Source organism: Pseudorhodoferax sp. Leaf267, assembly GCF_001422405.1.
In the GTDB taxonomy this organism is placed as follows: domain Bacteria; phylum Pseudomonadota; class Gammaproteobacteria; order Burkholderiales; family Burkholderiaceae_C; genus Pseudorhodoferax.
Map to the genome: position 1 here is coordinate 145,991 of NZ_LMMV01000025.1, position 23,003 is coordinate 168,993.

The following is a 23,003-nucleotide window of genomic DNA, read 5'->3' on the forward strand; positions in this document are numbered from 1 at the left end:
CGCGCAAGTCTAGGCGAGGCTGCAGCGCCGCGGGCCGGGCGCGCGCACGGCGACGCGGCCAGCCATGCCTGGGGCGGCATGGCGGTGGCCGCCCGCAGGCTACAGGAGGGGGCTGCCGACCCCGGGCTTGCGGCGTCGCATCGTGGCCAGCGCGGCCCCTAGCCCTGCCAACACCAGCGCCGCGCTGGCGGGTTCGGGAACCGGGTTGGGCTCCGTGGGCCCCGTGTCCGACACCGCGAGGCTGCCGACATAAGTCCCGGCAGCGCCGCCGTTGGTGCCGGCTGCGGTGAGCGTGTAGTTCCCCGGCGCCAGCAGGGGGGTGCGCAGCGTCCAGTTCTCGAACGGGTCGGCCGTGAGGTTTTCTGCGGTGAAGGTGCCCGATGGCCCCGTGATGCGGATGTCGGTCAAGTCCAGGTCCTGGCTGCCGCCCGCCACGGCACTGAACATCACGTTGACGGCGCGGCTCGACGACAAGGTGAACGTGTAGCCGTCCGAGAACCCGCCCGCGCCGAGCGTGTGCGCGAAGCCGGTGCTGCCAGAGGACAGATCCAGGGGCCCGCCGCCAACGCCCGGCGGTGGTGCACTGCTGCCCGACAACGCGATGGTGCCGGCGTAGCCCCCCCGCGCCGCGCTGTTGGTGCCATTCGCGGCCAGCGTGTAGCTGCCGGCGCCCAGCGAAGCGTTGGCGATGACCCAGCTTTCGAATGGGTCGCTGGTGAGTGCGACCGCGTTGAATGTGGTGCCACCGGACCCCGCGAGCACCACGCTCGTGAAGTCCACATCCTGGCCACCGCCCATGACCGAACTCAACAGCACGTTCACGGTCTGCGCCGTGGCCAGGGTGAAGGTGTAGAGGTCGGAGAAGCCGCCGGCCACGGGCGTGCTGAAAAACCCGGCGCTGCCCGAGGACAGGTCGACGGGTGCCGCCCAGGTGCTGGTGCCCAGGCTGCCCAAAGCCATGGACAAAGCGATGGCGGGGTAGAGTTTCAAGTCGCAATCTCCCAGTTCGGCCTTGGCCGACCGGGAACGAGATGGCTCCGACCGCTGGACCGCGCCGCATCATCGGCCGGCCAGGATGGAACGGCATATACCGCGTTCGCGGGATGTTCAGCGCCGGCTGGCGCCCGCGTGCTACGCCGCCGTCGCCTGCCGCACGGCATGCTCCCACGCCGCCATCCGCTCGCCCGCCTGCTCGCGCGACATGGTCGGCAGGAAGCGCCGCTCCACGCGCCACAGCCGCGAGAGCTCGGCCCGGTCGCTGAACACGCCCGTTGCCAGCCCGGCCAGGTAGGCCGCGCCGAGCGCCGTGGTCTCAGTCACGGCCGGGCGCAGCACGGGGATGCCCAGCAGATCGGCCTGGAACTGCATCAGCAGGTCGTTCACGCAAGCGCCGCCGTCCACGCGCAGCTCGGCCACGGGCGGCGCGCCGGCGGCCACGGCGTCGCGGCTCATGGCGGTCAGCAGCGCGGCGCTCTGGTAGGCGATGCTTTCCAGCGCGGCGCGCGCGATGTGGGCCAGCGTGCTGCCGCGCGACAGGCCGGTGATGGTGCCGCGCGCATCGGGCTTCCAGTAAGGCGCGCCCAGGCCGGTGAAGGCGGGCACCACCGTCACGCCGCCGGCGTCGGGCACGCTCTGGGCCAGGGCCTGCACCTCGCCGCTGCTCTTGATGGCCTGCAGGCCATCGCGCAGCCACTGCACGACGGCGCCGCCGACGAACACGCCGCCTTCTAGCGCGTATTCGGGCGTGGCCGAGGTCTGGGCCGCGCTGGTGGTAATGAGGCCGTTCTGCGAGGTCTGGAAGTTGGCGCCCGTGTGCATCAGCATGAAGCAGCCCGTGCCATAGGTGTTCTTGGCCAGGCCGGGCGTGAAGCAGGCTTGGCCGAACAGCGCGGCCTGCTGGTCGCCGGCGATGCCTGCAATCGGGATGGCGTGGCCCAGCAGCGCGGCATCGACCTGGCCGAAGACCGATGCCGAGGGCTGGACCGTGGGCAGCAGGCTGGCGGGAATGTTCAGCAGCGCGAGCAGCTCCGCGTCCCACTGGTTCTCGCGCACGTTGAACAGCATGGTGCGCGCGGCGTTGCTCACGTCGGTCACATGCACCTGGCCGCCGGTGAGCTGCCAGACCAGCCAGCTGTCCACGGTGCCGAAGGCCAGCTCGCCGCGCTCGGCCTGCGCGCGCGCGCCAGGCACATGCTCCAGCAGCCACTGCAGCTTGGTGGCCGAGAAGTAGGCGTCGATGCGCAGGCCGGTCTTGCGCTGGAACAGCTCGTCCAGGCCTTGCTCGCGCAGCGCGCTGCAGGCGGGCTCGGCACGCCGGTCCTGCCAGACGATGGCGTGGTGCACGGGCTGGCCGGTGCGGCGGTTCCACAGCACCGTGGTCTCGCGCTGGTTGGTGATGCCCAGCGCATGCACCTCGCGCGCCGAGATGCCGGCCTCGCGCAACGCCTGCTGGGCCGTGGCGAGCTGGCTGCGCCAGATGGCCAGGGGGTCGTGCTCGACCCAGCCGGGCTGCGGGTAGATCTGCGGCAGCTCCTGCTGCGCCAGCGCCTTGATCCGGCCCTGGGCGTCGAACACGATGCTGCGCGAGCTGGAGGTGCCCTGGTCCAGGGCGAGCAGGTAGGTCATGGCAATGTCTCTTTCAGGCGGCGACGTGGCAGCGTACCTGGGCTTTGTCCAAAAGCGTTGGAAAGGGTTCGGGCACCGGCGCATCGGTGAACAGCCGGTCGATGCGTGCCAGCGTCGCCACCTCCACCATCGCCGGCCGGTTGAACTTGCTGTGGTCGGCCGCTAGCCACACCTCGCGCGCATGGGCCATGATGGCCTGCGACACCTTGACCTCGCGGTAGTCGTAGTCGCGCAGCGTGCCGTCGGCCTCGATGCCCGAGATGCCGACCAGCGCGATGTCCACCTTGAACTGGCGGATGAAGTCGATCGCCGCCTCGCCCACCACGCCGCGGTCGCGCCCGCGCAGCACGCCGCCGGCCACGATCACCTCGCACTGCGGGTTGGCCGAGAGGATCAACGCCACGTTCAGGTTGTTGGTGATCACGCGCAGGCCGCTGTGGCGCAGCAGGGCCTGGGCGATGGCCTCGGTGGTGGTGCCGATGTTGAGGATCAGCGAGCAGTCGTTGGGCACCTCGTGCGCCACGGCCTGCGCGATGCGGGCTTTGCCCTCGGCGTTGAGCGTGGTGCGCTGCTGGTGCGCGATGTTCTCGATGGTGGAGCTGGGTACGCGCACGCCGCCATGGAAGCGCGTGAGCAGGCCTTCGTCGGCCAGGCGCTGCACGTCGCGGCGCACGGTCTGCAGGGTCACGTCCAGCGTGGTGGCCAGCGCGTCCAGCATGACCGAGCCCTGGGCCTGCACAGCCTGCAGCAGCAGCATCTGGCGCGGATTGGGGCTCATGGGAGGAGGGGGCGGGCGGACATGGGCAGCGGGCACTTTAAAACGAACGAAAAGGAAAGCACGCAAGGGTTTGCACCGAGCGAATCGCGCCATCGGCGAACAATAATTCTCAAAACCGAAAACGTCAGGCGGAACTTTTTCACGCTTGGCACAGGAGACGCGCCGCATGCAGTTGTCGCTGGAGCAGATCAGCAAAAGGGTCGGGCCCGAGACCTGGCTGCATGCCATGAGCCTGGCGCCGCAGCCTGGCGCGGTGACGGTGCTGCTGGGCGCCACGCAGGCCGGCAAGACCAGCCTGATGCGCATCATGGCGGGCCTGGACGTGCCCAGCCACGGCACGGTGCGCGTCGACGGGGTGGACGTGACGGGCCAGCCCGTGCGCGAGCGCAACGTGGCCATGGTCTACCAGCAGTTCATCAACTACCCGTCGATGACGGTGCGCGACAACATCGCCTCGCCGCTCAAGCTGCGCCGTGAGACCGACGTCGCGGCGCGCGTGCAGGCGCTGGCCGGCAAGCTGCACATCGAGATGTTCCTGGACCGCTACCCGGCCGAGCTGTCGGGCGGCCAGCAGCAGCGCGTGGCGCTGGCCCGCGCGCTGGCCAAGGCCGCGCCGCTCATGCTGCTGGACGAGCCGCTCGTGAACCTGGACTACAAGCTGCGCGAGGAGCTGCGCGACGAACTGGGCGCGCTGTTCGCGGCCGGCGATTCCACCGTGATTTACGCCACCACCGAGCCCGGCGAGGCGCTTCTGCTGGGCGGCTACACGGCCGTGCTCGATGCGGGCGAGCTGCTGCAGTACGGGCCGACGGCCGAGGTCTTCCACCGGCCGCAGTCGCTGCGCGTGGCACGTGCCTTCAGCGACCCGCCGATGAACCTGGTCGCGGGCGCCGCCACGGCCGGCGGCGTGCAGCTGCAGGGCGGCCCCGTGCTGGCGCTGGACGGCGCGGCCGTGCCGCCCGGCGCGCTGACGGTGGGCGTGCGCGCCAACGCGCTGCGGCTGCAGGCGCAGCCCGGCGATGCGGCGCTGCCGGGCCGCGTCGAGCTGGCCGAGATTTCGGGCTCCGACACCTTCGTGCACGTGGAAACCCCCGTGGGCGAGCTGGTCGCGCAACTGACCGGCGTGCATGCCTTCGAGCTCGGCACGGTGCTGACGCTGCACCTGAGCCCGGCCCAGGCCTACCTGTTCGATGCCCAGGGCGCCCTGCTGCGCGCCCCGGCACGGCGCGAGGGCATGCTCTGATGGCCCGCATCGCACTCGACTTGGCGCATGCCTACCGCGCCAACCCGCAGCAGGACAGCGACTACGCGCTGCTGCCCTTGCAGATGGTGTTCGAGGACGGCGGCGCTTATGCCTTGCTCGGCCCCTCGGGCTGCGGCAAGACGACCATGCTCAACATCATCTCGGGCCTGCTGCAGCCTTCGCACGGCACGGTGCTGTTCGACGGGCGCGACATGACGCGCGCCACGCCGCAGCAGCGCAACATCGCCCAGGTGTTCCAGTTCCCGGTGGTCTACGACACGATGACGGTGGCCGAGAACCTGGCCTTTCCGCTGCGCAACCGCAACGTGCCGCAGGCGCAGATCGACCAGCGCGTGGGCCAGATCGCCGAGATGCTGGAGATGAGCGGCCAGCTCAACCAACGCGCGGCCAACCTGTCGGCCGACGCCAAGCAGAAGATCTCGCTGGGCCGCGGCCTGGTGCGGCCCGACGTCTCGGCCGTGCTGTTCGACGAGCCGCTGACCGTGATCGACCCGCACCTCAAGTGGCAACTGCGGCGCAAGCTCAAGCAGATCCACCGCGAGCTTCACCTCACGCTGATCTACGTCACGCACGACCAGGTCGAAGCGCTGACGTTTGCCGAGCAGGTGGTGGTCATGACGCGCGGGCGCGCCGTGCAGACCGGCTCGGCCGCGGCACTGTTCGAGCGGCCGCGCCACACCTTCGTGGGCAACTTCATCGGCTCGCCGGGCATGAACTTCCTGCCGGCCGAGGCGGTGGGCGGTGCCCTGCAGATCGCCGGCCGTGCATTGCCACTGCCGCCCGGCCTGCCCAGCGGCGCGCTCAAGCTAGGCGTGCGGCCCGAGTACCTGCGCCTCGCCCCGGCCGAGGCCGCTGGTGCGCTGCCGTTCACGGCCGACAAGCTGCAGGACCTGGGCACGCATGTGATGCTGACGGCCAGCGCGGCCGGGCAGACCGTGAAGGCCAGGCTGGGCCCCGATGCCGCGCTGCCGCAGGTGGGCGATCGCGTCTGGTTGCAGGTGCTGGGCACGCACACCTGCTTCTACCGCGACGAGGAACTCGTGGAGGCCGCAGCATGACCATCAAGCCCGTGAACCAGAAGGCCTGGCTGCTCGTGCTGCCGGTGCTGGTCTGCGTCGCGTTCTCCGCCATCGTGCCGCTGATGACGGTGGTGAACTACTCGGTGCAGGACATCATCTCCCCCGAGCGCCGCGTGTTCGTCGGCACCGAGTGGTTCGCCGCCGTGATGCGCGACGAGGAGCTGCATGGCGCGCTGCTGCGCCAGCTCGCGTTCTCGCTGGCCGTGCTGCTGGTGGAGTTGCCGCTGGGCGTGCTGCTCGCGCTGTCCATGCCGGCCACAGGCTGGAAGGCATCGGCCGTGCTGGTCATCGTGTCGCTCTCGCTGCTGATCCCGTGGAACGTGGTCGGCACCATCTGGCAGATCTTCGGGCGGGCTGACATCGGCCTCATGGGTGCGGCGCTGCAAGGCCTGGGCATCGAGTACAGCTACACCGGCAACGCCACACATGCCTGGCTCACCGTGCTGCTGATGGACGTGTGGCACTGGACGCCGCTGGTCGCGCTGCTGGGCTACGCGGGGCTGCGCTCCATCCCTGACGCCTACTACCAGGCCGCGCGCATCGACGGTGCCAGCAAGTTCGCGGTGTTCCGCTACATCCAGCTCCCCAAGATGCGCGGCGTGCTGATGATCGCGGTGCTGCTGCGCTTCATGGACAGCTTCATGATCTACACCGAGCCCTTTGTGCTGACGGGCGGCGGGCCGGGCAACGCGACGACCTTTCTCTCCCAGTACCTCACGCAGAAGGCGGTGGGCCAGTTCGACCTGGGGCCGGCCGCGGCCTTCTCGCTGATCTACTTCCTCATCATCCTGCTGCTGTGCTTCATCCTCTACAACTGGATGCAGCGCGTGGGCACCGAGGAAAAGGAGGGCGACCATGCCTGAGGCGAAATTCCAGAAGCGCACGCTCTTTCTGTGGGCGTATCTCATCTTCGCGCTGGTGCCCATCTACTGGATGGTCAACATGTCGTTCAAGACAAACGCGGAGATCCTGTCCAGCTTCTCGCTGGTGCCGCGCGAGTTCACCTGGGCCAACTACCGCACCATCCTCACCGACCCGTCCTGGTACGGCGGCTACATCAACAGCCTGATCTACGTCGGCATCAACACCGTGATCTCGCTCGTGGTCGCGCTGCCGGCCGCCTATGCGTTCAGCCGCTACAGCTTCCTGGGCGACAAGCACGTGTTCTTCTGGCTGCTGACCAACCGCATGACGCCGCCGGCCGTGTTCCTGCTGCCGTTCTTCCAGCTCTACACAACCGTCGGGCTCATGGACACACACCTGGCGGTGGCACTGGCGCATCTGCTGTTCAACGTGCCGCTGGCGGTGTGGATCCTGGAAGGCTTCATGAGCGGCATCCCGCGCGAGATCGACGAGACGGCCTACATCGACGGCTACACCTTCCCGCGCTTTTTCCTGACCATCTTCCTGCCGCTGATCAAGGCCGGCGTGGGCGTGGCGGCGTTCTTCTGCTTCATGTTCAGCTGGGTCGAGCTGCTGCTCGCGCGCACGCTGACCAGTGTGAACGCCAAGCCCATCGTGGCGACCATGACGCGCACGGTCAGCGCCTCGGGCATGGACTGGGCGACGCTGGCTGCCGCGGGGGTGCTGACCATCGTGCCGGGCGCGATCGTGATCTGGTTCGTGCGCAACTACATCGCCAAGGGTTTCGCGATGGGGAGGGTCTGAGCATGTTCGAGTGGATGGCCTGGACCTTGCCCGTCGCGGTGTTCTTCTGCTGCATCGTGGCGATGCTGGTGGGCATGACGCTGTGGGAGATCAAGTCGCCGACCACGCTGCGGCGCGGCTTCCTGCCGATCGCGACCACGCGCGGCGACCGGCTGTTCATCGGCCTGCTGTCGGCGGCTTACGTGAACCTGGCTTTCGTGGGCCTCTCGGGCAGGTTCGCCGAGTGGTTCGGCCTGGAGGCCGACCCGTCGATCTGGATCAGTTTCATCGCGTCCATGCTGTTGCTGGCGATCGTGATGCGCAAGGGTTGAGGGTTCGAAGATTCGGCTTGCTGCCCCCGGTAGCCGAGCGTTGTGTGAGCCAGGGGGTTCTATGAGGAGACAAGTCATGCAATTGCGATATTCCGTCCTGGCCGTCGCCGCCGCCTGCGCGGTGATGGGCCATGCCGTGGCCGGCGAGGCCGAGGCCAAGAAGTGGATCGACGCCGAGTTCCAGCCGTCCACGCTGAGCAAGGAGCAGCAGATGGCCGAGATGAAGTGGTTCATCGACGCCGCCAAGAAGCTGCAGGCCAAGGGGGTCAAGGAGATATCGGTCGTCTCCGAGACCATCACCACGCACGAGTACGAGAGCAAGACGCTGGCCAAGGCCTTCGAGGAGATCACCGGCATCAAGGTCAAGCACGACCTGATCCAGGAAGGCGACGTGGTCGAGAAGCTGCAGACGTCCATGCAGTCGGGCAAGAGCATCTACGACGGCTGGGTCAGCGATTCGGACCTGATCGGCACGCACTACCGCTACGGCAAGATGATGAACCTGACGGACTACATGGCCGGCGCGGGCAAGGAGTGGACGAATCCGGGGCTGGACATCAAGGACTTCATCGGCACCAGCTTCACGACCGCACCGGACGGCAAGCTCTACCAGTTGCCCGACCAGCAGTTCGCCAACCTGTACTGGTTCCGCGCCGACCTGTTCGCGCGCCAGGACTTGAAGGACAAGTTCAAGGCCAAGTACGGCTACGACCTGGGCGTGCCGCTGAACTGGAGCGCCTACGAGGACATCGCCGCCTTCTTCAGCGAAGACGTGAAGACCATCGACGGCAAGCCGATCTACGGCCACATGGACTACGGCAAGAAGGACCCCTCGCTGGGCTGGCGCTTCACGGACGCCTGGCTGTCCATGGCCGGCACGGCCGACATCGGCATCCCGAACGGCAAGCCGGTGGACGAGTGGGGCATCCGCGCCAGCGCCGATGGCTGCACGCCGCTGGGAGCCTCCGTTTCGCGCGGCGGCGCCACGAACTCGCCGGCCGCTGTCTACGCGCTGACCAAGTACGTGGACTGGATGAAGAAGTACGCGCCCAAGGAAGCCACGGGCATGACCTTCGGTGAGAGCGGCCCGGTGCCGGCCCAGGGGCAGATCGCGCAGCAGATCTTCTGGTACACGGCTTTCACGGCCGACATGGTCAAGCCCGGCCTGCCGGTGGTGAACGCCGACGGCACGCCCAAGTGGCGCATGGCGCCCGGCCCGAACGGCCCGTACTGGAAGCAGGGCATGCAGAACGGCTACCAGGACGTGGGCTCGTGGAGCTTCTTCAACGGGCATGACGCCAACAAGACGGCCGCCGCCTGGCTCTACGCGCAGTTCGTCACGGCCAAGACCACGTCGCTCAAGAAGACCATCGTCGGTTTGACGCCGATTCGCGAGTCTGACATCCGCAGCCAGGCCATGACCGACATGGCCCCCAAGCTGGGCGGGCTGGTCGAGTTCTACCGCAGTCCGGCGCGCGTGGCCTGGACGCCGACCGGCACCAACGTGCCCGACTACCCCAAGCTGGCCCAGCTGTGGTGGAAGAACGTGGCCGTGGCCGTCACCGGCGAGAAGACACCGCAGCAGGCCATGGACAACCTGGCCGAGGAGATGGACCAGGTCATGGCGCGGCTGGAGCGCGCCGGCATGGCCAAGTGCGCGCCCAAGCTCAACAAGAAGGAGGACCCGAAGAAGTGGCTGTCCGACAAGGGCGCGCCCTGGGCCAAGCTGGCCAACGAGAAGCCCAAGGGCGAGACGATTGCCTACGACACGCTGCTCAAGGCCTGGAAGGACGGCAAGGTTCGATAATCCGGTGCTTTTGCGCGGCGCTGCGGCGCCGCGCCTTGCCAGGCCTTCCATGACATCCGCCTCCCCAACGCCCTCCCTGCTGGCCACGCGCCGCGCCGAACTCATGGCCGCGCTGGCCGCGCCGCAGGTCTACGACCTGGCCGTGATCGGCGGCGGCGCCACCGGCCTGGGCGTGGCGCTGGACGCGGCTTCGCGCGGTCTGAAGGTCGTGCTGGTGGAATCGCACGACTTCGCCAAGGGCACCTCCTCGCGTGCCACCAAATTGGTGCACGGCGGGGTGCGCTATTTGGCCCAGGGCAACGTGGGCCTGGTGCGCGAGGCGCTGCACGAGCGCACGACCTTGCTGTACAACGCGCCGCACCTGGCCCAGCCGCTGGCCTTCGTGATGCCGTTCTATGCGTTCTGGGAAGGGCCTTTTTACGGCGCCGGGCTCAAGGCCTACGACCTGCTGGCCGGCTCGGCCGGTTTGGGTGCGACCAAGCTGCTGTCGCGCAGCGCAACACTGGCGGCATTGCCGAATGTGCGTGCAGACGGCTTGAAGGGCGGCGTGTTGTACTGGGACGGCCAGTTCGACGACGCCCGGCTGGCACTGGCCCTGGCGCGCACGGCGGCGGCCCAGGGCGCGCTGTTGGTCAATTACTGCGCCGCCACGGGTCTGGCGCACGAGAACGGCCGCATCGCCGGCCTGTCGGTCGAGGACCGCGAGACCGGCACGCCCTACACCATCCAGGCGCGCTGCGTGGTCAATGCCACCGGCGTGTGGGTCGACGGCCTGCGCCAGCAGGACGCCGCCGCGCTGGACCGGCCGGTCAAGCCCATGGTGGCGCCCAGCCAGGGCGTGCACGTGGTCGTGGACCGGTCGTTCCTGCCCAGCGACCACGCCCTGCTGGTGCCCAAGACGGCCGACGGCCGCGTCCTGTTCGCCGTGCCCTGGCTGGGCAAGCTGATCCTGGGCACGACGGACACGCCGCGGCAGGACATTCCGCGCGAGCCTCGGCCGTTTGCCGAAGAGCTGGACTTCATCCTGCGCGAATCGGCCCGCTACCTGGCCCGGGCGCCGCAGCGCAGCGACGTGCTGAGTTGCTGGGTCGGCCTGCGCCCGCTGGTCAAGCCGGCCGACGAGGAGGCCGGCGCCACCAAGAAGCTGAGCCGCGAACACACCATCCTGGTCAGCCGCAGTGGCCTGGTCACCGTGACCGGCGGCAAATGGACGACCTACCGCGCCATGGCCGAGGACGTGCTGGAGCGCTGCTACGACGAAAAGCTGCTGCCCGGGCGCGCGCCCTGCCGCACGCAGCGCCTGCGCCTGGTCGGCGCCGACGACGTTTTGCCGCAGAACCGCCCGGCCATGAGCGCGGCCCAGGGCGCACAGGGCTACGGCAGCGACTGGCCGGCCGTCGCGGCGCTGGAAGGCGCCGGCCGCACGCTCGGCGCCGGCCTGACCGAAGCCATGGTGCGCTTTGCCGCGCGCCACGAATACGCCCGCACGGTGGAGGATGTGCTGGCGCGGCGGGTGCGCCTGCTCTTCCTGGACGCCAGGCAGGCCGCCGACCTGGCACCCGCCGTGGCCGCCATCCTGGAAGAAGAGGGTTGCACGCCGCAGCTCGATGAATTCCTGGCCCTGGCTGCGTCCTATCTGCTGGATCCCAAGGAAATGGTGCAACGATCGCGTCAAGGCGCTTGACAGGCGATTTCGAGTTGCACATAATCGCGGGCTTCGCCTTAAAAGCGTAGTTCTTGCCCAAACGCGAAGCGTCCCGAGTGGTTCGGGGCGCGGACGACGGGCCCAAGACTGATCAGGTTGATTTGCAAGTGCCGGGCACGCGCCGGTACGGCGGGTCTTCCCGGTACAAGTTGGGAAATTAAAGAAATGATCCAAACTGAATCCCGGCTGGACGTGGCCGACAACACGGGCGCGAAATCCGTCCTGTGCATCAAGGTGCTCGGTGGTTCCAAGCGGCGTTATGCCAGCGTGGGCGACATCATCAAGGTGAGCGTCAAGGAAGCCGCGCCGCGAGGCCGCGTCAAGAAGGGCGAAATCTACAGCGCCGTCGTGGTGCGCACCGCCAAGGGCATCCGCCGCGGTGATGGTTCGCTCGTCAAATTCGATGGCAACGCGGCTGTGTTGCTCAATGCAAAGCTGGAGCCTATCGGCACCCGTATCTTTGGACCGGTGACGCGCGAGCTGCGCACCGAGAAGTTCATGAAGATCGTGTCCCTGGCTCCTGAAGTTCTGTAAGGGGACGCCATGAACAAGATTCGCACAGGCGATGAAGTGATCGTGCTGACCGGGCGCGACAAGGGCAAGCGCGGCAAGGTGCTGGCTCGCAAGGATGACTCGCATCTGTTGGTCGAGGGTGTCAACCTCGTCAAGAAGCATGTCAAGCCGAACCCGCTCAAGGGCACCACTGGCGGCATCGTGGAAAAGGGCATGCCCATCCACCAGTCCAACGTGGCGATCTTCAATGCCGCGACCGGCAAGGCCGACCGCGTGGGCATCAAGTTGTCCGAAGACGGCAAGACGCGTTCGCGCATCTACAAGTCCAGCGGCCAAGACATCAAGGTGGCATGAGCATGGCACGTCTGCAAGAAATCTACCGCGACAAGATCGCACCCGAGTTGGTCACGAAGTTCGGCTACAAGTCGCCGATGCAAGTGCCCCGCCTGACCAAGATCACGCTGAACATGGGTGTCAGCGAGGCCGTGGCCGACAAGAAGATCATGGACAACGCCGTTGGCGACCTGACCAAGATCGCCGGCCAGAAGCCTGTCGTGACCAAGGCCAAGAAAGCCATCGCCGGCTTCAAGATCCGCGAAGGCCAGGCCATCGGCTGCATGGTGACCCTGCGCGGTGTGAAGATGTACGAGTTTCTGGACCGTTTTGTCACCGTGGCACTGCCCCGCGTGCGTGACTTCCGCGGGATCAGCGGCCGCGCCTTCGATGGCCGTGGCAACTACAACATCGGCGTCAAAGAACAGATCATCTTCCCTGAGATCGAGTACGACAAGGTCGACGCCTTGCGCGGTCTCAACATCAGCATCACCACGACGGCCAAGTCGGACGAAGAGTGCAAGGCACTGCTCGCCGGTTTCCGTTTCCCGTTCAAGAACTGAGGTCATCCGTGGCTAAACAAGCTTTGATCCAACGCGAACTGAAGCGGGACCGTCTGGTTGCTAAGTACGCGACGAAACACGCCGAACTGAAGGCCATCTCCAACGATGCCAAGAAGTCCGACGAAGAGCGCGCTGTGGCTCGCTTGGCCCTGCAAAAGCTGCCGCGCAATGCGAACCCCACGCGTCAGCGCAACCGTTGCGAAATGACCGGCCGTCCGCGTGGCACGTTCCGCCAGTTCGGTCTGGCCCGCGCCAAGATCCGTGAATTGGCTTTCGCTGGGGACATCCCCGGCGTGACCAAGGCCAGCTGGTAAGCAGGCAGGAGATTCGATATGAGCATGAGTGATCCCATTGCCGACCTGCTGACCCGCATCCGCAACGCGCAGATGGTGTCCAAGACCACGGTGTCGCTGCCTTCTTCCAAAGTGAAGATCGCCATCGCCCAGGTGTTGAAGGACGAGGGCTACATCGACGGCTTCCGCGTGAAGACCGAAGGTGGCAAGACCGAACTCGAGATTGCGCTGAAGTACTACGCCGGCCGTCCCGTGATCGAACGCATCGAACGCGTCAGCCGCCCCGGCCTGCGCGTCTACAAGGGCCACGACGCACTGCCCCAGGTCCTGAACGGCCTGGGTGTGGCGATCGTGACCACGCCCAAGGGCGTCATGACCGACCGCAAGGCGCGCGCATCCGGTGTGGGTGGCGAAGTCTTGTGCTACGTCGCCTAAGCCCGGCAGCCAGGAGTAAGAGCAAATGTCTCGAGTAGGAAAAATGCCGGTGTCCATCCCTTCGGGTGTGGATGTGGTCGTCAAGGACGACCAGATCAGCGTCAAGGGTGCCGGTGGTGCCCTGTCGTTGACCCAAAACCAATTGGTCACGGTCAAGAGCGAAGGCGGCAAGCTGACCTTCGTTCCCGTCGATGAGTCGCGCGAAGCCAATGCCATGAGCGGCACCATGCGCCAGCTGGTGAACAACATGGTCGTCGGTGTCAGCAAGGGCTTCGAGAAGAAGCTGACCCTGGTCGGCGTGGGCTACAAGGCCCAGGCCCAGGGCGCCAAGCTGAACCTGGCCGTGGGTTACTCCCACCCCGTCAACGTCGACATGCCCGCGGGCATCTCGGTCGCCACGCCCGCACCCACGGAAATCGTGATCAAGGGCGCTGACCGTCAACGCGTCGGCCAGATCGCCGCGGAGATTCGTGCCATCCGTCCGCCAGAACCCTACAAGGGCAAGGGCATCCGCTATGCGGACGAGAAGATCACGATCAAAGAAACGAAGAAGAAGTAAGGGGCAGCATCATGTTGACCAAGAAAGAACAACGTTTGCGCCGTGCGCGGCAGACCCGCATCCGGATCGCCACGCAAGGCGTCGCGCGTCTGACCGTGAACCGCACGAACCTGCACATCTACGCCACCGTGATCTCCGGCGACGGCGCCACGGTGCTGGCCAGCGCATCGACGGCCGAAGCCGGCGTGCGCAAGGAACTCGGCGGCTCGGGCAAGGGTGGCAATGCCGCCGCGGCCCAGGCCATCGGCAAGCTGATCGCCGAGAAGGCCAAGGCTGCCGGCGTCGAGAAGGTTGCCTTCGACCGCTCCGGTTTCGCCTACCACGGCCGCGTCAAGGCTCTGGCCGATGCAGCCCGTGAAGCCGGCTTGCAGTTCTAACGAGATCGGACACCATCATGGCAAGAATGCAAGGGAAGATGCAGGGCAAGGCTGAAGGGCCTGAGGACGGCCTGCGCGAGAAGATGATCGCGGTCAACCGCGTGACCAAGGTGGTCAAGGGTGGCCGTATCCTCGGTTTCGCCGCGTTGACCGTGGTCGGCGACGGCGATGGCCGCGTCGGCATGGGCAAGGGCAAGTCCAAGGAAGTGCCGGCAGCCGTGCAAAAGGCGATGGAAGAAGCCCGTCGCAACATGGTCAAGGTCACGCTGAAGAACGGCACCGTGTTCCACAAGGTGTACGGTCACCACGGCGCGGCCAACGTCATGATGGCGCCGGCGCCCAAGGGTACTGGCATCATTGCCGGCGGCCCGATGCGCGCGGTGTTCGAAGTCCTGGGCGTGACCGACGTCGTGGCCAAGAGCCACGGCTCGTCCAACCCGTACAACATGGTGCGTGCAACGCTGGATGCGCTGCGCAACTCCACCACGCCGGCAGAAATTGCCGCCAAGCGCGGCAAGACGGTCGAAGAGATCCTCGGCTGAGCAAGGGACTGATATGACTACCCAACAAACCGTCAAGGTGCAACTGGTGCGCAGCCCCATTGGCACCAAGGAATCGCACCGCGCCACCGTGCGTGGTCTCGGTCTGCGCAAGCTCAACGGCGTGCGTGAACTGCAGGACACGGCCGAAGTGCGCGGCATGATCAACAAGATCAGCTACCTGGTCAAGGTTCTCTGAGAGGTCGATGATGGAACTCAATGGCATCCAGCCGGCCGCAGGCGCCAAGCACGCCAAGCGCCGTGTCGGCCGTGGCATCGGCTCCGGCCTGGGCAAGACCGCAGGCCGTGGTCACAAGGGTCAGAAGTCGCGCGCCGGTGGCTACCACAAGGTGGGCTTCGAGGGCGGTCAAATGCCCATGCAGCGTCGCCTGCCCAAGCGTGGCTTCAAGTCGCACCTGCTGCAGTTCAACGCCGAGGTCACGCTGACGTCGCTCGAGCTGCTGGACGCGGCCGAAGTGGACATCCTGACGCTGAAGCAAGCCGGCCTGGTTGGCCAGCTGGCCAAGGTCGTCAAGGTCATCAACACGGGCAAGCTGGCACGTGCCGTCAAGCTGACGGGCATCGGCGCCACCTCAGGTGCCAAGGCTGCGATCGAAGCAGCCGGCGGCAGCCTGGCCTGAACGCGGTCGTGAACAAGGATCTGCCCGGTGGCCACTAACGCAGCCAATATTGCAAAGACCGGCAAGTTCGGCGACCTGCGTCGCCGGCTGGTCTTTCTGTTGCTCGCGCTCGTGGTCTACCGTGCCGGGGCCCATATCCCCGTGCCCGGCATCAACCCCGAGCAGCTGCAGCAGTTGTTCAGCGGCCAGCAGGGCGGCATCCTGAGCCTGTTCAACATGTTCTCGGGTGGCGCTTTGTCGCGCTTCACCGTGTTCGCGTTGGGCATCATGCCGTACATCTCGGCGTCGATCATCATGCAGTTGATGACCTACGTCGTGCCGACCTTCGAGCAGATGAAGAAGGAAGGCGAGGCAGGTCGTCGCAAGATCACGCAGTACACGCGCTACGGGACGCTGGGCCTGGCGCTGTTCCAGTCGCTGTCGATCGCGATCGCACTCGAGAGCTCGGCAGGCCTGGTGATTTCTCCGGGCTTCGGCTTCCGCATGACGGCGGTGGTGAGCCTGACGGCGGGCACCATGTTCCTGATGTGGCTGGGTGAGCAGATCACCGAGCGTGGTCTGGGCAACGGCATCTCGATCCTGATCTTCGCCGGCATCGCCGCGGGCCTGCCCGGCTCCATCGGTGGTCTGCTGGAGTTGGTGCGCACCGGTGCGATGAGCATCATCGTGGCCCTGCTGATCGTGATCGTGGTTGCCCTGGTGACCTACTTCGTGGTGTTCGTGGAGCGCGGGCAGCGCAAGATCCTGGTGAACTACGCACGCCGTCAGGTGGGCAACAAGGTATACGGGGGCCAGTCCTCGCACCTGCCGCTCAAGCTGAACATGGCTGGCGTGATCCCGCCGATCTTCGCGTCGTCTATCATCCTGCTGCCGGCAACGGTGGTGAGCTGGGTCAGTTCCGGCGACTCCATGCGCTGGCTCAAGGACATCGCAGGCATGCTGAGCCCCGGCCAGCCGATCTATGTGATGTTCTACGCTGCGGCGATCATCTTCTTCTGTTTCTTCTACACAGCGTTGGTGTTCAACAGCCGTGAGACAGCGGACAACCTGAAGAAGAGCGGCGCGTTCATTCCAGGCATCCGCCCGGGTGAGCAGACCGCACGCTACATCGACAAGATCCTGTTGCGGCTGACCTTGGCGGGCGCGATCTACATCACCTTCGTCTGCCTGCTGCCGGAATTTCTGATTCTCAAGTACAACGTGCCGTTCTATTTCGGTGGCACGTCCTTGCTGATCATCGTGGTGGTGACCATGGACTTCATGGCCCAGGTACAGAACTACATGATGTCGCAGCAGTACGAGTCCTTGCTCAAGAAGGCCAACTTCAAGGGCGGTTGAGATTGACATGTCACCCACATGGCGTGGGTTGAAACGGTTAAACAGTTTTAGGAGAGAGTTATGAGAGTTTCGGCTTCGGTCAAGGCAATTTGCCGCAACTGCAAAGTCATCCGCCGCAAGGGTGTGGTTCGTGTGATCTGCACCGATCCGCGTCACAAGCAGCGCCAAGGCTAAGCGAGAGTTACAAGAGGACGTTATGGCACGTATTGCTGGTATCAACATTCCGCCGCATCAGCACGCTGAGATCGGCCTGACCGCTATCTTCGGAATCGGCCGCACGCGTGCGCGCCAGATCTGCGAAGCCACTGGCATCGCTTACTCGAAGAAGGTCAAGGACCTGACCGACGGCGACCTGGAGAAGCTGCGCGACCAGATCGCCCAGTTCACGATCGAAGGCGATCTGCGCCGCGAAACCACGATGAACATCAAGCGTTTGATGGACATCGGCTGCTACCGCGGTTTCCGCCATCGCCGTGGCCTGCCCATGCGTGGCCAGCGTACGCGCACCAACGCCCGTACCCGCAAGGGTCCGCGCAAGGCCGCCCAGGCCCTGAAGAAGTAAAGAGATTGAGAGAACACCATGGCTAAGCAACCGTCGAACAACGCCGCGCAACGCGTGCGCAAGAAGGTCCGCAAGAACGTCTCCGACGGTGTTGCGCACGTGCACGCGTCGTTCAACAACACGATCATCACGATCACGGACCGCCAGGGCAACGCTCTGTCCTGGGCCTCGTCGGGTGGTCAAGGCTTCAAGGGCTCGCGCAAGTCGACGCCGTTTGCTGCCCAGGTGGCCTCCGAAGTCGCTGGCCGTGCCGCGATCGAACAAGGCATCAAGAACCTGGACGTCGAGATCAAGGGCCCCGGGCCTGGCCGCGAATCGTCCGTGCGCGCCCTGGGCGCCCTGGGCATCCGCATCACGTCGATCTCCGACGTGACGCCGGTTCCGCACAACGGCTGCCGCCCGCAAAAGCGCCGCCGCATCTGAGTTTTTCGTTTTCACAACTAAGCCCACCGCCGCCGGCCACTGACCGGCGGCTCCCATGGCGCATGCCATGGCAGCAGAGATAAAGGACACCAAGTGGCACGCTACCTCGGCCCCAAGGCCAAACTTTCCCGCCGCGAAGGCACCGACCTGTTCCTGAAGAGCGCCCGCCGCTCGATCAGCGACAAGGCGAAGTTCGACTCCAAGCCGGGTCAGCACGGCCGCACCTCTGGTTCGCGCACCTCCGACTTCGGCCTGCAACTGCGTGAAAAGCAGAAGGTCAAGCGCATGTACGGCGTGCTGGAAAAGCAGTTCCGCCGCTACTTCGAGGAAGCCGACCGTCGCCGTGGCAACACCGGCGCCAACCTGCTGTTCCTGCTGGAATCGCGCCTGGACAACGTCGTCTACCGCATGGGCTTCGGCTCGACCCGCGCCGAAGCACGCCAACTGGTGTCGCACAAGGCGATCACGGTCAACGGCCAGAGCGTCAACATCCCGTCGTACATGGTCAAGACCGGCGACGTCGTGGCTGTGCGCGACAAGTCCAAGAAGCAGAACCGCATCGTCGAAGCGCTGCAGTTGGCCCAGCAGGTCGGCATCCCGGCGTGGGTGGAAGTCAGCCTGGACAAGGCTGAAGGTACCTTCAAGAAGGTTCCTGACCGCGACGAGTTCGGCGCCGACATCAACGAATCGTTGATCGTCGAGTTGTACTCGCGCTAAGTCGAATATCGACTGATTTCATTCCTGGGCCATCAGGGCACTGCGGCCCAGGCACTTCACCAGCCTTACCGGTGTAACGAGCTGGGGGTATTGAGAGGAAGCTGCATGCAAACGAATTTGCTGAAACCCAAAGCCATCAATGTCGAGCAACTGGGCCTGAACCGGGCCAAGGTCGCTCTGGAGCCGTTCGAGCGCGGCTATGGTCACACGCTGGGCAACGCGCTGCGCCGGGTCCTGCTGTCGTCGATGGTGGGCTATTCGGCAACCGAAGTCACGATCGCCGGCGTGCTGCACGAGTACTCGTCCATCGACGGTGTGCAAGAGGATGTGGTCAACATCCTGTTGAACCTCAAGGGCGTGGTGTTCAAGCTGCATAACCGTGACGAGGTCACGCTGAGCCTGCGCAAGGACGGCGAAGGCGTGGTCACGGCGGCCGACATCCAGACGCCGCACGACGTCGAGATCATCAACCCTGAGCATGTCATCGCTACGCTGTCGCAAGGCGGCAAGCTGGACATGCAGATCAAGGTCGAAAAGGGCCGCGGCTATGTGCCGGGCAGCATGCGCCGCCATGGCGACGAGCAGACCAAGTCGATCGGCCGCATCGTGCTGGACGCCTCGTTCTCGCCTGTCAAGCGCGTGAGCTACACGGTCGAAAGCGCCCGCGTCGAACAGCGCACCGACCTGGACAAGCTGGTTGTCGAGATCGAGACCAACGGTGCGATCACTGCAGAAGATGCCGTGCGTGCATCGGCCAAGATCCTGGTCGAACAGCTGGCCGTGTTCGCACAGCTGGAAGGCAGCGAGCTGGCAGCGTTCGACGCACCCGCACCGCGCGGCAATGCGCAGTTCGATCCCATCCTGCTGCGTCCTGTCGACGAACTCGAACTGACGGTGCGCTCGGCCAACTGCCTGAAGGCCGAGAACATCTACTACATCGGCGACCTGATTCAGCGCACCGAGAACGAGTTGTTGAAGACGCCGAACCTCGGCCGCAAATCCTTGAACGAAATCAAGGAAGTGCTGGCTTCGCGTGGGCTGACCCTGGGCATGAAGCTGGAAAGCTGGCCGCCCGCAGGTCTGGACAAGCGCTGACATTTTGAAGAACCCGCTGCGGCGGGAATGTGCACGGGTGGTACCTGATACGGCCATCCTTTTAATAAGCTAAAGGAAAAGCACCATGCGTCACGGACACGGACTCCGCAAACTCAACCGCACCAGCTCGCACCGCCTGGCGATGCTGCGCAACATGATGAATTCGCTCATCGAGCACGAAGTCATCAAGACCACGGTCCCTAAGGCCAAGGAACTGCGCCGGGTCGTCGAGCCCATGATCACGCTGGCCAAGGAAGCCACGGTCGCAAACCGCCGCCTGGCCTTCGACCGTCTGCGCAGCCGCGACAGCGTCACCAAGCTGTTCAACGACCTGGGCCCGCGCTTCAAGGCGCGTCCGGGCGGCTACACCCGGATCTTGAAGATGGGCTTCCGTGTGGGCGACAACGCCCCTATGGCACTGGTCGAGCTGGTGGATCGGCCAGAAGTTGTAGAAACCGAAGCAGCTGACGAATCCAAGGCTTAAAAGCTGCTATACTAACTGTCTTGTCGCGCGATGGAGCAGCCTGGTAGCTCGTTGGGCTCATAACCCAAAGGTCGCAAGTTCAAATCTTGCTCGCGCAACCAAATAAAGTGATTGGTCACAGTCACTTACGAAGCCCGCTTAATGCGGGCTTCGTCGTTTCTGGGTGACCTGTGCCCATCTTGTGCCCCCGATGTGCCCGCCTGTATGAGCTGCAGTGCTGGCCTTGACCGTTGGGCTGATGTGTCTGACCTGCCCCCTTCTGCCGTACCGTTCATAACGAGGAAGTCCGGGTTGCAAGATTAATTGATCTCTGTGGTTGATGAGTAATAGTCCGCCCAGTGCCATCCTCGGCGACGGCGATGAACGTCAGGCAGTCACGTCGACGACGTGCTGGAGCAGCGCGAAGGAGATCCGCCATGCCCAAGGTAATAGTCCGCCCAGTGCCATCCTCGGCGACGGCGATGAACGTCAGGCAGTCACGTCGACGACGTGCTGGAGCAGCGCGAAGGAGATCCGCCATGCCCGGCCGTCGCAGTGAACGGTCGCGGTGCGCTGGTTGATGCGCGTGATCTGGCCGACGTGCCGCTTCAGGCTCTGGTCAGAGAAGCTGACCTTCTGACCGACGCGGAAGTCCTCCTTTCGGTGGACTTCGGGAGGCGGCTGCAGCGGTGCGCTGGCTGTTGAACCGGGCGTATGCGAGCCGCTTGCCGCTGCCTGTTCCTGACCYAGCACGATTGCCGCGTACGAGACGCTGATGCGGTGCTGGCTCTGCTCGTCCAGCAGCGTGACCTGGCTGTCCTTCATGGACACGATTCGGGCCGGGCGCAGCTTTCCAGTGCCCCATTCCCAGAACTGAACCATCTGGCCCAGGTGCAGCTGCTGGCGCGCCTGCACGATGNTTCATGGACACGATTCGGGCCGGGCGCAGCTTTCCAGTGCCCCATTCCCAGAACTGAACCATCTGGCCCAGGTGCAGCTGCTGGCGCGCCTGCACGATGCGCCGCGGATCGGCCAACAGTTGCTCGATGACCCAGCTGAGCTGGTACAGCTCGGCGCTGGTCGCCATGGGGAGGTCTTCGATGAGCTTGACGCGCATGGGCTCATTGTGCCCAGCGCTCGAAGCGCGCACCGCCTTCAGGCGGCCTGCTGGGAGGCTGGCTCAGCCGCGTGCTCGCTTTGGCCCAGTTGCGTCGCACCGCCCACGGCAGGAGTTCGTCCAGGCGGTTGCTGGGGTGGTCGGCAATGCGATCGAGCACGTGGCACAGGTAGGCTTGCGGGTCGACGCCGCACAGCTTGGCCGAGCCGATCAGGCTGTAGATCACCGCCGCGCTGCGCCCACCGGCATCGATCGAGCACGTGGCACAGGTAGGCTTGCGGGTCGACGCCGCACAGCTTGGCCGAGCCGATCAGGCTGTAGATCACCGCCGCGCTGCGCCCACCGGCATCGGAGCCAAGGTGCAGGAAGTTCTTGCGTCCGATCGCGACGCCTCTCAACGCACGCTCCGCCGCGTTGTTGTGCGYCTCGATGCGGCCGTCGTCAACGAAGCGCGTGAGCGCGGTCCAGTTGCTCAGCATGTAGCCGATCGCCATCGCCACGGGCGACTTCGCCGAGACCTGTGCCAGTGTCGCGTTCAACCAYGCCCTGAGCTCTTGTAGAGCTGGTCGCGTTTGCTCCTGACGGGCCCGCCATCGCTCCGGTGCCGTCTTGCCACGGATCTGCGCCTCGATCTGGAAGATCACGCCGATGCGCTGCAGTGCCTGGTGTGCCAGCGTTCCGGCCAGCTTGTGCTGGCGTTCGTGGATGTCCCACATCTTTCTGCGTGCATGGCTCCAGCACGCTGCTTCCACGACCCTGCCGCTCTCGTACAGCGCGTGGTAGCCAGCGAAGGCATCGGCTTGCAGGATGCCGCTGAAGTCCTTCAAGTGGCGCACCGGATGCTCGCCCTTGCGGTCGGCCGAGTATTGGAACCAGACCGCCGGCGGTGACGCGTCGCCGCTCGCTCGGTCGTCGCGTACGTATACCCACAGGCGTCCTGTGCGAGCCTTCGCGCCGGCGCCGCCGAGCACGCGGATCGGCGTGTCGTCGCCGTGGACCTTCTCGGCCGCCAACACGTAGAGGCCGATCGCTTGGGCCAGCGGGCTCAGCAAGCGGGCCGCCTGCGCTACCCAGTCGGCCAGGGTCGAGCGCTGCAGCGGCACGCCTTCGCGGCCGTAGATCTGGCACAGGCGGTACAAAGGTGTGTGGTCGCAATACTTGCTGACCAGCACGTGCGTGAGCAGGCCGGTGCCGGCCAGGCAGCGGTCAATGGGACGGCTTGGCGCCGGCGCCTGCACGATCGTGCTGCAACGTTTGCAAGCCAGCCTGGGGCGAACGTGGCGCACGACGTGGAAGCGGCCTGGCTCGTAATCCAGGACCTCCGAGACGTCCTGGCCGATCTGCCGAAGGCCTTGACCGCAGCCCTGGCAGYTGCAGCCGTCCTGCGGCGTGTGCTGCACGGTGCGCCGTGGCAAGTGCTCCGGGAGATCTCGGGCGCTGGCCTGCTCGCGCGCTTGCCTCTTGCGACGGCCTTGCTCGATGGGCGTGAMGTTGCCCTGTGCGCATTCACCGCCAGACACGGGCTCAGCGGACGTGGCGGCAGGTTGCGCGAGCTGGCCACCCACGAGGTCGAGCTGCGCGTGCGCAAGCTGCTCGCTGGAGCGGCCGTACTTCATGCGGCGCAGGTAGGCCAACTCGACCTTGAGCTTCTCGACCGTCAGCAGCGCGATCTTCAAGGCCTCCTGCGAGCGCTGCACTTCGCCGCTGAGCACGGCGTTCAGGGCAAGCAGTTCTTGCGAGGTCATGGGCACGACTGTGCCGGGCGCGATGGGTGGCTACAACGGGAGTTGTCCTGTCA

27 protein-coding genes, 1 tRNA gene and 3 pseudogenes are annotated in these 23,003 nt (G+C 65.6%); 26 read left to right on the forward strand and 5 right to left on the reverse strand.

Going from position 1 to position 23,003, the window contains the following annotated elements; all coding sequences use genetic code 11:
- Positions 1 to 99: 99 nt before the first annotated feature.
- From ASF43_RS25835 to ASF43_RS25845, 3 genes are all read right to left on the reverse strand, one after another.
- Complete coding sequence (locus tag ASF43_RS25835; RefSeq protein WP_156373525.1) at positions 100 to 990, reverse strand: FxDxF family PEP-CTERM protein; 891 nt, start codon at positions 988 to 990, stop codon at positions 100 to 102.
- A 141-nt stretch (positions 991 to 1,131) separates the two neighbouring features.
- On the reverse strand, positions 1,132 to 2,625 hold the full coding sequence (glpK, locus tag ASF43_RS25840) for a glycerol kinase GlpK (RefSeq protein ID WP_056187847.1): 1,494 nt from the start codon (positions 2,623 to 2,625) through the stop codon (positions 1,132 to 1,134).
- A gap of 13 nt (positions 2,626 to 2,638) precedes the next feature.
- The gene (locus ASF43_RS25845; RefSeq protein ID WP_056187850.1) at positions 2,639 to 3,403 is read right to left on the reverse strand and encodes a DeoR/GlpR family DNA-binding transcription regulator; all 765 of its coding nucleotides are present in this window, start codon (positions 3,401 to 3,403) and stop codon (positions 2,639 to 2,641) included.
- Between the two features lie 166 nt (positions 3,404 to 3,569).
- Here ASF43_RS25845 and ASF43_RS25850 point away from each other — a divergent pair, with 166 nt between their 5' ends.
- The 26 genes and pseudogenes from ASF43_RS25850 to ASF43_RS25965 all read left to right on the forward strand — a co-directional run bounded on the left by ASF43_RS25850 (position 3,570) and on the right by ASF43_RS25965 (position 20,210).
- The gene (locus ASF43_RS25850) at positions 3,570 to 4,646 is read left to right on the forward strand and encodes an ABC transporter ATP-binding protein (RefSeq protein ID WP_056187852.1); all 1,077 of its coding nucleotides are present in this window, start codon (positions 3,570 to 3,572) and stop codon (positions 4,644 to 4,646) included.
- On the forward strand, positions 4,646 to 5,725 hold the full coding sequence (locus ASF43_RS25855; RefSeq protein WP_056187855.1) for an ABC transporter ATP-binding protein: 1,080 nt from the start codon (positions 4,646 to 4,648) through the stop codon (positions 5,723 to 5,725). Before ASF43_RS25850 ends, ASF43_RS25855 begins: the two co-directional genes overlap by 1 nt.
- Positions 5,722 to 6,609 (forward strand): carbohydrate ABC transporter permease, encoded by an 888-nt coding sequence (locus tag ASF43_RS25860; RefSeq protein ID WP_056187858.1) that lies wholly within the window; start codon positions 5,722 to 5,724, stop codon positions 6,607 to 6,609. The genes ASF43_RS25855 and ASF43_RS25860 overlap by 4 nt, the downstream gene beginning before the upstream one ends.
- Positions 6,602 to 7,414 (forward strand): carbohydrate ABC transporter permease, encoded by an 813-nt coding sequence (locus ASF43_RS25865; RefSeq protein WP_056187862.1) that lies wholly within the window; start codon positions 6,602 to 6,604, stop codon positions 7,412 to 7,414. The genes ASF43_RS25860 and ASF43_RS25865 overlap by 8 nt, the downstream gene beginning before the upstream one ends.
- Before the next feature lie 2 nt (positions 7,415 to 7,416).
- Complete coding sequence (locus ASF43_RS25870) at positions 7,417 to 7,725, forward strand: DUF2160 domain-containing protein (protein ID WP_056187864.1); 309 nt, start codon at positions 7,417 to 7,419, stop codon at positions 7,723 to 7,725.
- A 76-nt stretch (positions 7,726 to 7,801) separates the two neighbouring features.
- The gene (locus ASF43_RS25875; protein ID WP_056187867.1) at positions 7,802 to 9,532 is read left to right on the forward strand and encodes an ABC transporter substrate-binding protein; all 1,731 of its coding nucleotides are present in this window, start codon (positions 7,802 to 7,804) and stop codon (positions 9,530 to 9,532) included.
- A 103-nt stretch (positions 9,533 to 9,635) separates the two neighbouring features.
- Positions 9,636 to 10,742, forward strand: a pseudogene (locus ASF43_RS25880) (FAD-dependent oxidoreductase); the annotation flags it as partial.
- A 117-nt stretch (positions 10,743 to 10,859) separates the two neighbouring features.
- Positions 10,860 to 11,216 (forward strand): glycerol-3-phosphate dehydrogenase C-terminal domain-containing protein, encoded by a 357-nt coding sequence (locus ASF43_RS32340; RefSeq protein WP_369803349.1) that lies wholly within the window; start codon positions 10,860 to 10,862, stop codon positions 11,214 to 11,216.
- Between the two features lie 186 nt (positions 11,217 to 11,402).
- The gene (rplN, locus tag ASF43_RS25885) at positions 11,403 to 11,771 is read left to right on the forward strand and encodes a 50S ribosomal protein L14 (protein ID WP_056187872.1); all 369 of its coding nucleotides are present in this window, start codon (positions 11,403 to 11,405) and stop codon (positions 11,769 to 11,771) included.
- 9 nt (positions 11,772 to 11,780) lie between these two features.
- Positions 11,781 to 12,104 carry a 50S ribosomal protein L24 gene (gene rplX / locus ASF43_RS25890; protein WP_056187875.1) on the forward strand — a complete coding sequence of 108 codons (324 nt, stop codon included), beginning with the start codon at positions 11,781 to 11,783 and terminating at the stop codon, positions 12,102 to 12,104.
- A gap of 2 nt (positions 12,105 to 12,106) precedes the next feature.
- Positions 12,107 to 12,646 (forward strand): 50S ribosomal protein L5, encoded by a 540-nt coding sequence (gene rplE, locus ASF43_RS25895; RefSeq protein WP_056188569.1) that lies wholly within the window; start codon positions 12,107 to 12,109, stop codon positions 12,644 to 12,646.
- Between the two features lie 8 nt (positions 12,647 to 12,654).
- Positions 12,655 to 12,960 carry a 30S ribosomal protein S14 gene (gene rpsN, locus ASF43_RS25900; protein ID WP_056187878.1) on the forward strand — a complete coding sequence of 102 codons (306 nt, stop codon included), beginning with the start codon at positions 12,655 to 12,657 and terminating at the stop codon, positions 12,958 to 12,960.
- 18 nt (positions 12,961 to 12,978) lie between these two features.
- Positions 12,979 to 13,374, forward strand: a complete 396-nt coding sequence (gene rpsH / locus ASF43_RS25905; protein WP_056187881.1) for a 30S ribosomal protein S8 — start codon at positions 12,979 to 12,981, stop codon at positions 13,372 to 13,374.
- Between the two features lie 25 nt (positions 13,375 to 13,399).
- Positions 13,400 to 13,933 (forward strand): 50S ribosomal protein L6, encoded by a 534-nt coding sequence (rplF, locus tag ASF43_RS25910; RefSeq protein ID WP_056187883.1) that lies wholly within the window; start codon positions 13,400 to 13,402, stop codon positions 13,931 to 13,933.
- A gap of 11 nt (positions 13,934 to 13,944) precedes the next feature.
- Complete coding sequence (gene rplR / locus ASF43_RS25915; protein WP_056187885.1) at positions 13,945 to 14,310, forward strand: 50S ribosomal protein L18; 366 nt, start codon at positions 13,945 to 13,947, stop codon at positions 14,308 to 14,310.
- A gap of 17 nt (positions 14,311 to 14,327) precedes the next feature.
- Positions 14,328 to 14,852, forward strand: coding sequence for a 30S ribosomal protein S5 (rpsE, locus tag ASF43_RS25920; RefSeq protein WP_056187888.1), 525 nt, complete (start codon positions 14,328 to 14,330; stop codon positions 14,850 to 14,852).
- Positions 14,853 to 14,865: 13 nt separating this feature from the next.
- Positions 14,866 to 15,048, forward strand: coding sequence for a 50S ribosomal protein L30 (gene rpmD / locus ASF43_RS25925; protein ID WP_056187892.1), 183 nt, complete (start codon positions 14,866 to 14,868; stop codon positions 15,046 to 15,048).
- Between the two features lie 10 nt (positions 15,049 to 15,058).
- Complete coding sequence (gene rplO, locus ASF43_RS25930; RefSeq protein ID WP_056188571.1) at positions 15,059 to 15,490, forward strand: 50S ribosomal protein L15; 432 nt, start codon at positions 15,059 to 15,061, stop codon at positions 15,488 to 15,490.
- A 27-nt stretch (positions 15,491 to 15,517) separates the two neighbouring features.
- Positions 15,518 to 16,828 carry a preprotein translocase subunit SecY gene (gene secY / locus ASF43_RS25935; protein WP_056187894.1) on the forward strand — a complete coding sequence of 437 codons (1,311 nt, stop codon included), beginning with the start codon at positions 15,518 to 15,520 and terminating at the stop codon, positions 16,826 to 16,828.
- Between the two features lie 60 nt (positions 16,829 to 16,888).
- Entirely contained in the window at positions 16,889 to 17,002 is a 114-nt protein-coding gene (gene rpmJ, locus ASF43_RS30185; protein WP_082498177.1) for a 50S ribosomal protein L36, read from the forward strand.
- 22 nt (positions 17,003 to 17,024) lie between these two features.
- Positions 17,025 to 17,390: a 30S ribosomal protein S13 gene (gene rpsM / locus ASF43_RS25940; protein ID WP_056187897.1), complete on the forward strand. Its 366-nt coding sequence runs from the start codon at positions 17,025 to 17,027 to the stop codon at positions 17,388 to 17,390.
- Positions 17,391 to 17,408: 18 nt separating this feature from the next.
- A complete protein-coding gene (gene rpsK / locus ASF43_RS25945) occupies positions 17,409 to 17,813 on the forward strand; it encodes a 30S ribosomal protein S11 (RefSeq protein ID WP_056187900.1) in 405 nt (134 codons plus the stop codon).
- A gap of 93 nt (positions 17,814 to 17,906) precedes the next feature.
- Positions 17,907 to 18,530, forward strand: a complete 624-nt coding sequence (rpsD, locus tag ASF43_RS25950; RefSeq protein WP_056187901.1) for a 30S ribosomal protein S4 — start codon at positions 17,907 to 17,909, stop codon at positions 18,528 to 18,530.
- Positions 18,531 to 18,635: 105 nt separating this feature from the next.
- Entirely contained in the window at positions 18,636 to 19,625 is a 990-nt protein-coding gene (gene rpoA / locus ASF43_RS25955; RefSeq protein ID WP_056187904.1) for a DNA-directed RNA polymerase subunit alpha, read from the forward strand.
- Positions 19,626 to 19,710: 85 nt separating this feature from the next.
- Positions 19,711 to 20,109: a 50S ribosomal protein L17 gene (rplQ, locus tag ASF43_RS25960; RefSeq protein ID WP_056187907.1), complete on the forward strand. Its 399-nt coding sequence runs from the start codon at positions 19,711 to 19,713 to the stop codon at positions 20,107 to 20,109.
- 24 nt (positions 20,110 to 20,133) lie between these two features.
- Positions 20,134 to 20,210 (forward strand) — tRNA-Met (locus ASF43_RS25965).
- A gap of 999 nt (positions 20,211 to 21,209) precedes the next feature.
- On the opposite strand, the pseudogene ASF43_RS31855 reads toward ASF43_RS25965, so the two are convergent.
- Positions 21,210 to 21,392 (reverse strand): annotated as a pseudogene (locus tag ASF43_RS31855) (transposase domain-containing protein); the annotation flags it as partial.
- A gap of 88 nt (positions 21,393 to 21,480) precedes the next feature.
- A pseudogene (locus ASF43_RS25975) lies at positions 21,481 to 22,950 on the reverse strand (IS66 family transposase); the annotation flags it as partial.
- Positions 22,951 to 23,003: the final 53 nt, after the last annotated feature.

Coding starts and splice junctions, on each gene's coding strand:
- glpK (WP_056187847.1), bottom strand. CDS start 2,625: ATGACCTACCTGCTCGCCCTGGACCAGGGCACCTCCAGCTCGCGCAGC.
- rpsE (WP_056187888.1), top strand. CDS start 14,328: ATGGCAAGAATGCAAGGGAAGATGCAGGGCAAGGCTGAAGGGCCTGAG.
- rplQ (WP_056187907.1), top strand. CDS start 19,711: ATGCGTCACGGACACGGACTCCGCAAACTCAACCGCACCAGCTCGCAC.
- rpsH (WP_056187881.1), top strand. CDS start 12,979: ATGAGCATGAGTGATCCCATTGCCGACCTGCTGACCCGCATCCGCAAC.
- rpsK (WP_056187900.1), top strand. CDS start 17,409: ATGGCTAAGCAACCGTCGAACAACGCCGCGCAACGCGTGCGCAAGAAG.
- ASF43_RS25875 (WP_056187867.1), top strand. CDS start 7,802: ATGCAATTGCGATATTCCGTCCTGGCCGTCGCCGCCGCCTGCGCGGTG.
- ASF43_RS25855 (WP_056187855.1), top strand. CDS start 4,646: ATGGCCCGCATCGCACTCGACTTGGCGCATGCCTACCGCGCCAACCCG.
- rplN (WP_056187872.1), top strand. CDS start 11,403: ATGATCCAAACTGAATCCCGGCTGGACGTGGCCGACAACACGGGCGCG.
- rpmD (WP_056187892.1), top strand. CDS start 14,866: ATGACTACCCAACAAACCGTCAAGGTGCAACTGGTGCGCAGCCCCATT.
- ASF43_RS25850 (WP_056187852.1), top strand. CDS start 3,570: ATGCAGTTGTCGCTGGAGCAGATCAGCAAAAGGGTCGGGCCCGAGACC.
- rplF (WP_056187883.1), top strand. CDS start 13,400: ATGTCTCGAGTAGGAAAAATGCCGGTGTCCATCCCTTCGGGTGTGGAT.
- rplE (WP_056188569.1), top strand. CDS start 12,107: ATGGCACGTCTGCAAGAAATCTACCGCGACAAGATCGCACCCGAGTTG.
- rpsM (WP_056187897.1), top strand. CDS start 17,025: ATGGCACGTATTGCTGGTATCAACATTCCGCCGCATCAGCACGCTGAG.
- rplR (WP_056187885.1), top strand. CDS start 13,945: ATGTTGACCAAGAAAGAACAACGTTTGCGCCGTGCGCGGCAGACCCGC.
- ASF43_RS25860 (WP_056187858.1), top strand. CDS start 5,722: ATGACCATCAAGCCCGTGAACCAGAAGGCCTGGCTGCTCGTGCTGCCG.
- ASF43_RS25865 (WP_056187862.1), top strand. CDS start 6,602: ATGCCTGAGGCGAAATTCCAGAAGCGCACGCTCTTTCTGTGGGCGTAT.
- ASF43_RS25870 (WP_056187864.1), top strand. CDS start 7,417: ATGTTCGAGTGGATGGCCTGGACCTTGCCCGTCGCGGTGTTCTTCTGC.
- rpmJ (WP_082498177.1), top strand. CDS start 16,889: ATGAGAGTTTCGGCTTCGGTCAAGGCAATTTGCCGCAACTGCAAAGTC.
- rplX (WP_056187875.1), top strand. CDS start 11,781: ATGAACAAGATTCGCACAGGCGATGAAGTGATCGTGCTGACCGGGCGC.
- rplO (WP_056188571.1), top strand. CDS start 15,059: ATGGAACTCAATGGCATCCAGCCGGCCGCAGGCGCCAAGCACGCCAAG.
- ASF43_RS25845 (WP_056187850.1), bottom strand. CDS start 3,403: ATGAGCCCCAATCCGCGCCAGATGCTGCTGCTGCAGGCTGTGCAGGCC.
- rpoA (WP_056187904.1), top strand. CDS start 18,636: ATGCAAACGAATTTGCTGAAACCCAAAGCCATCAATGTCGAGCAACTG.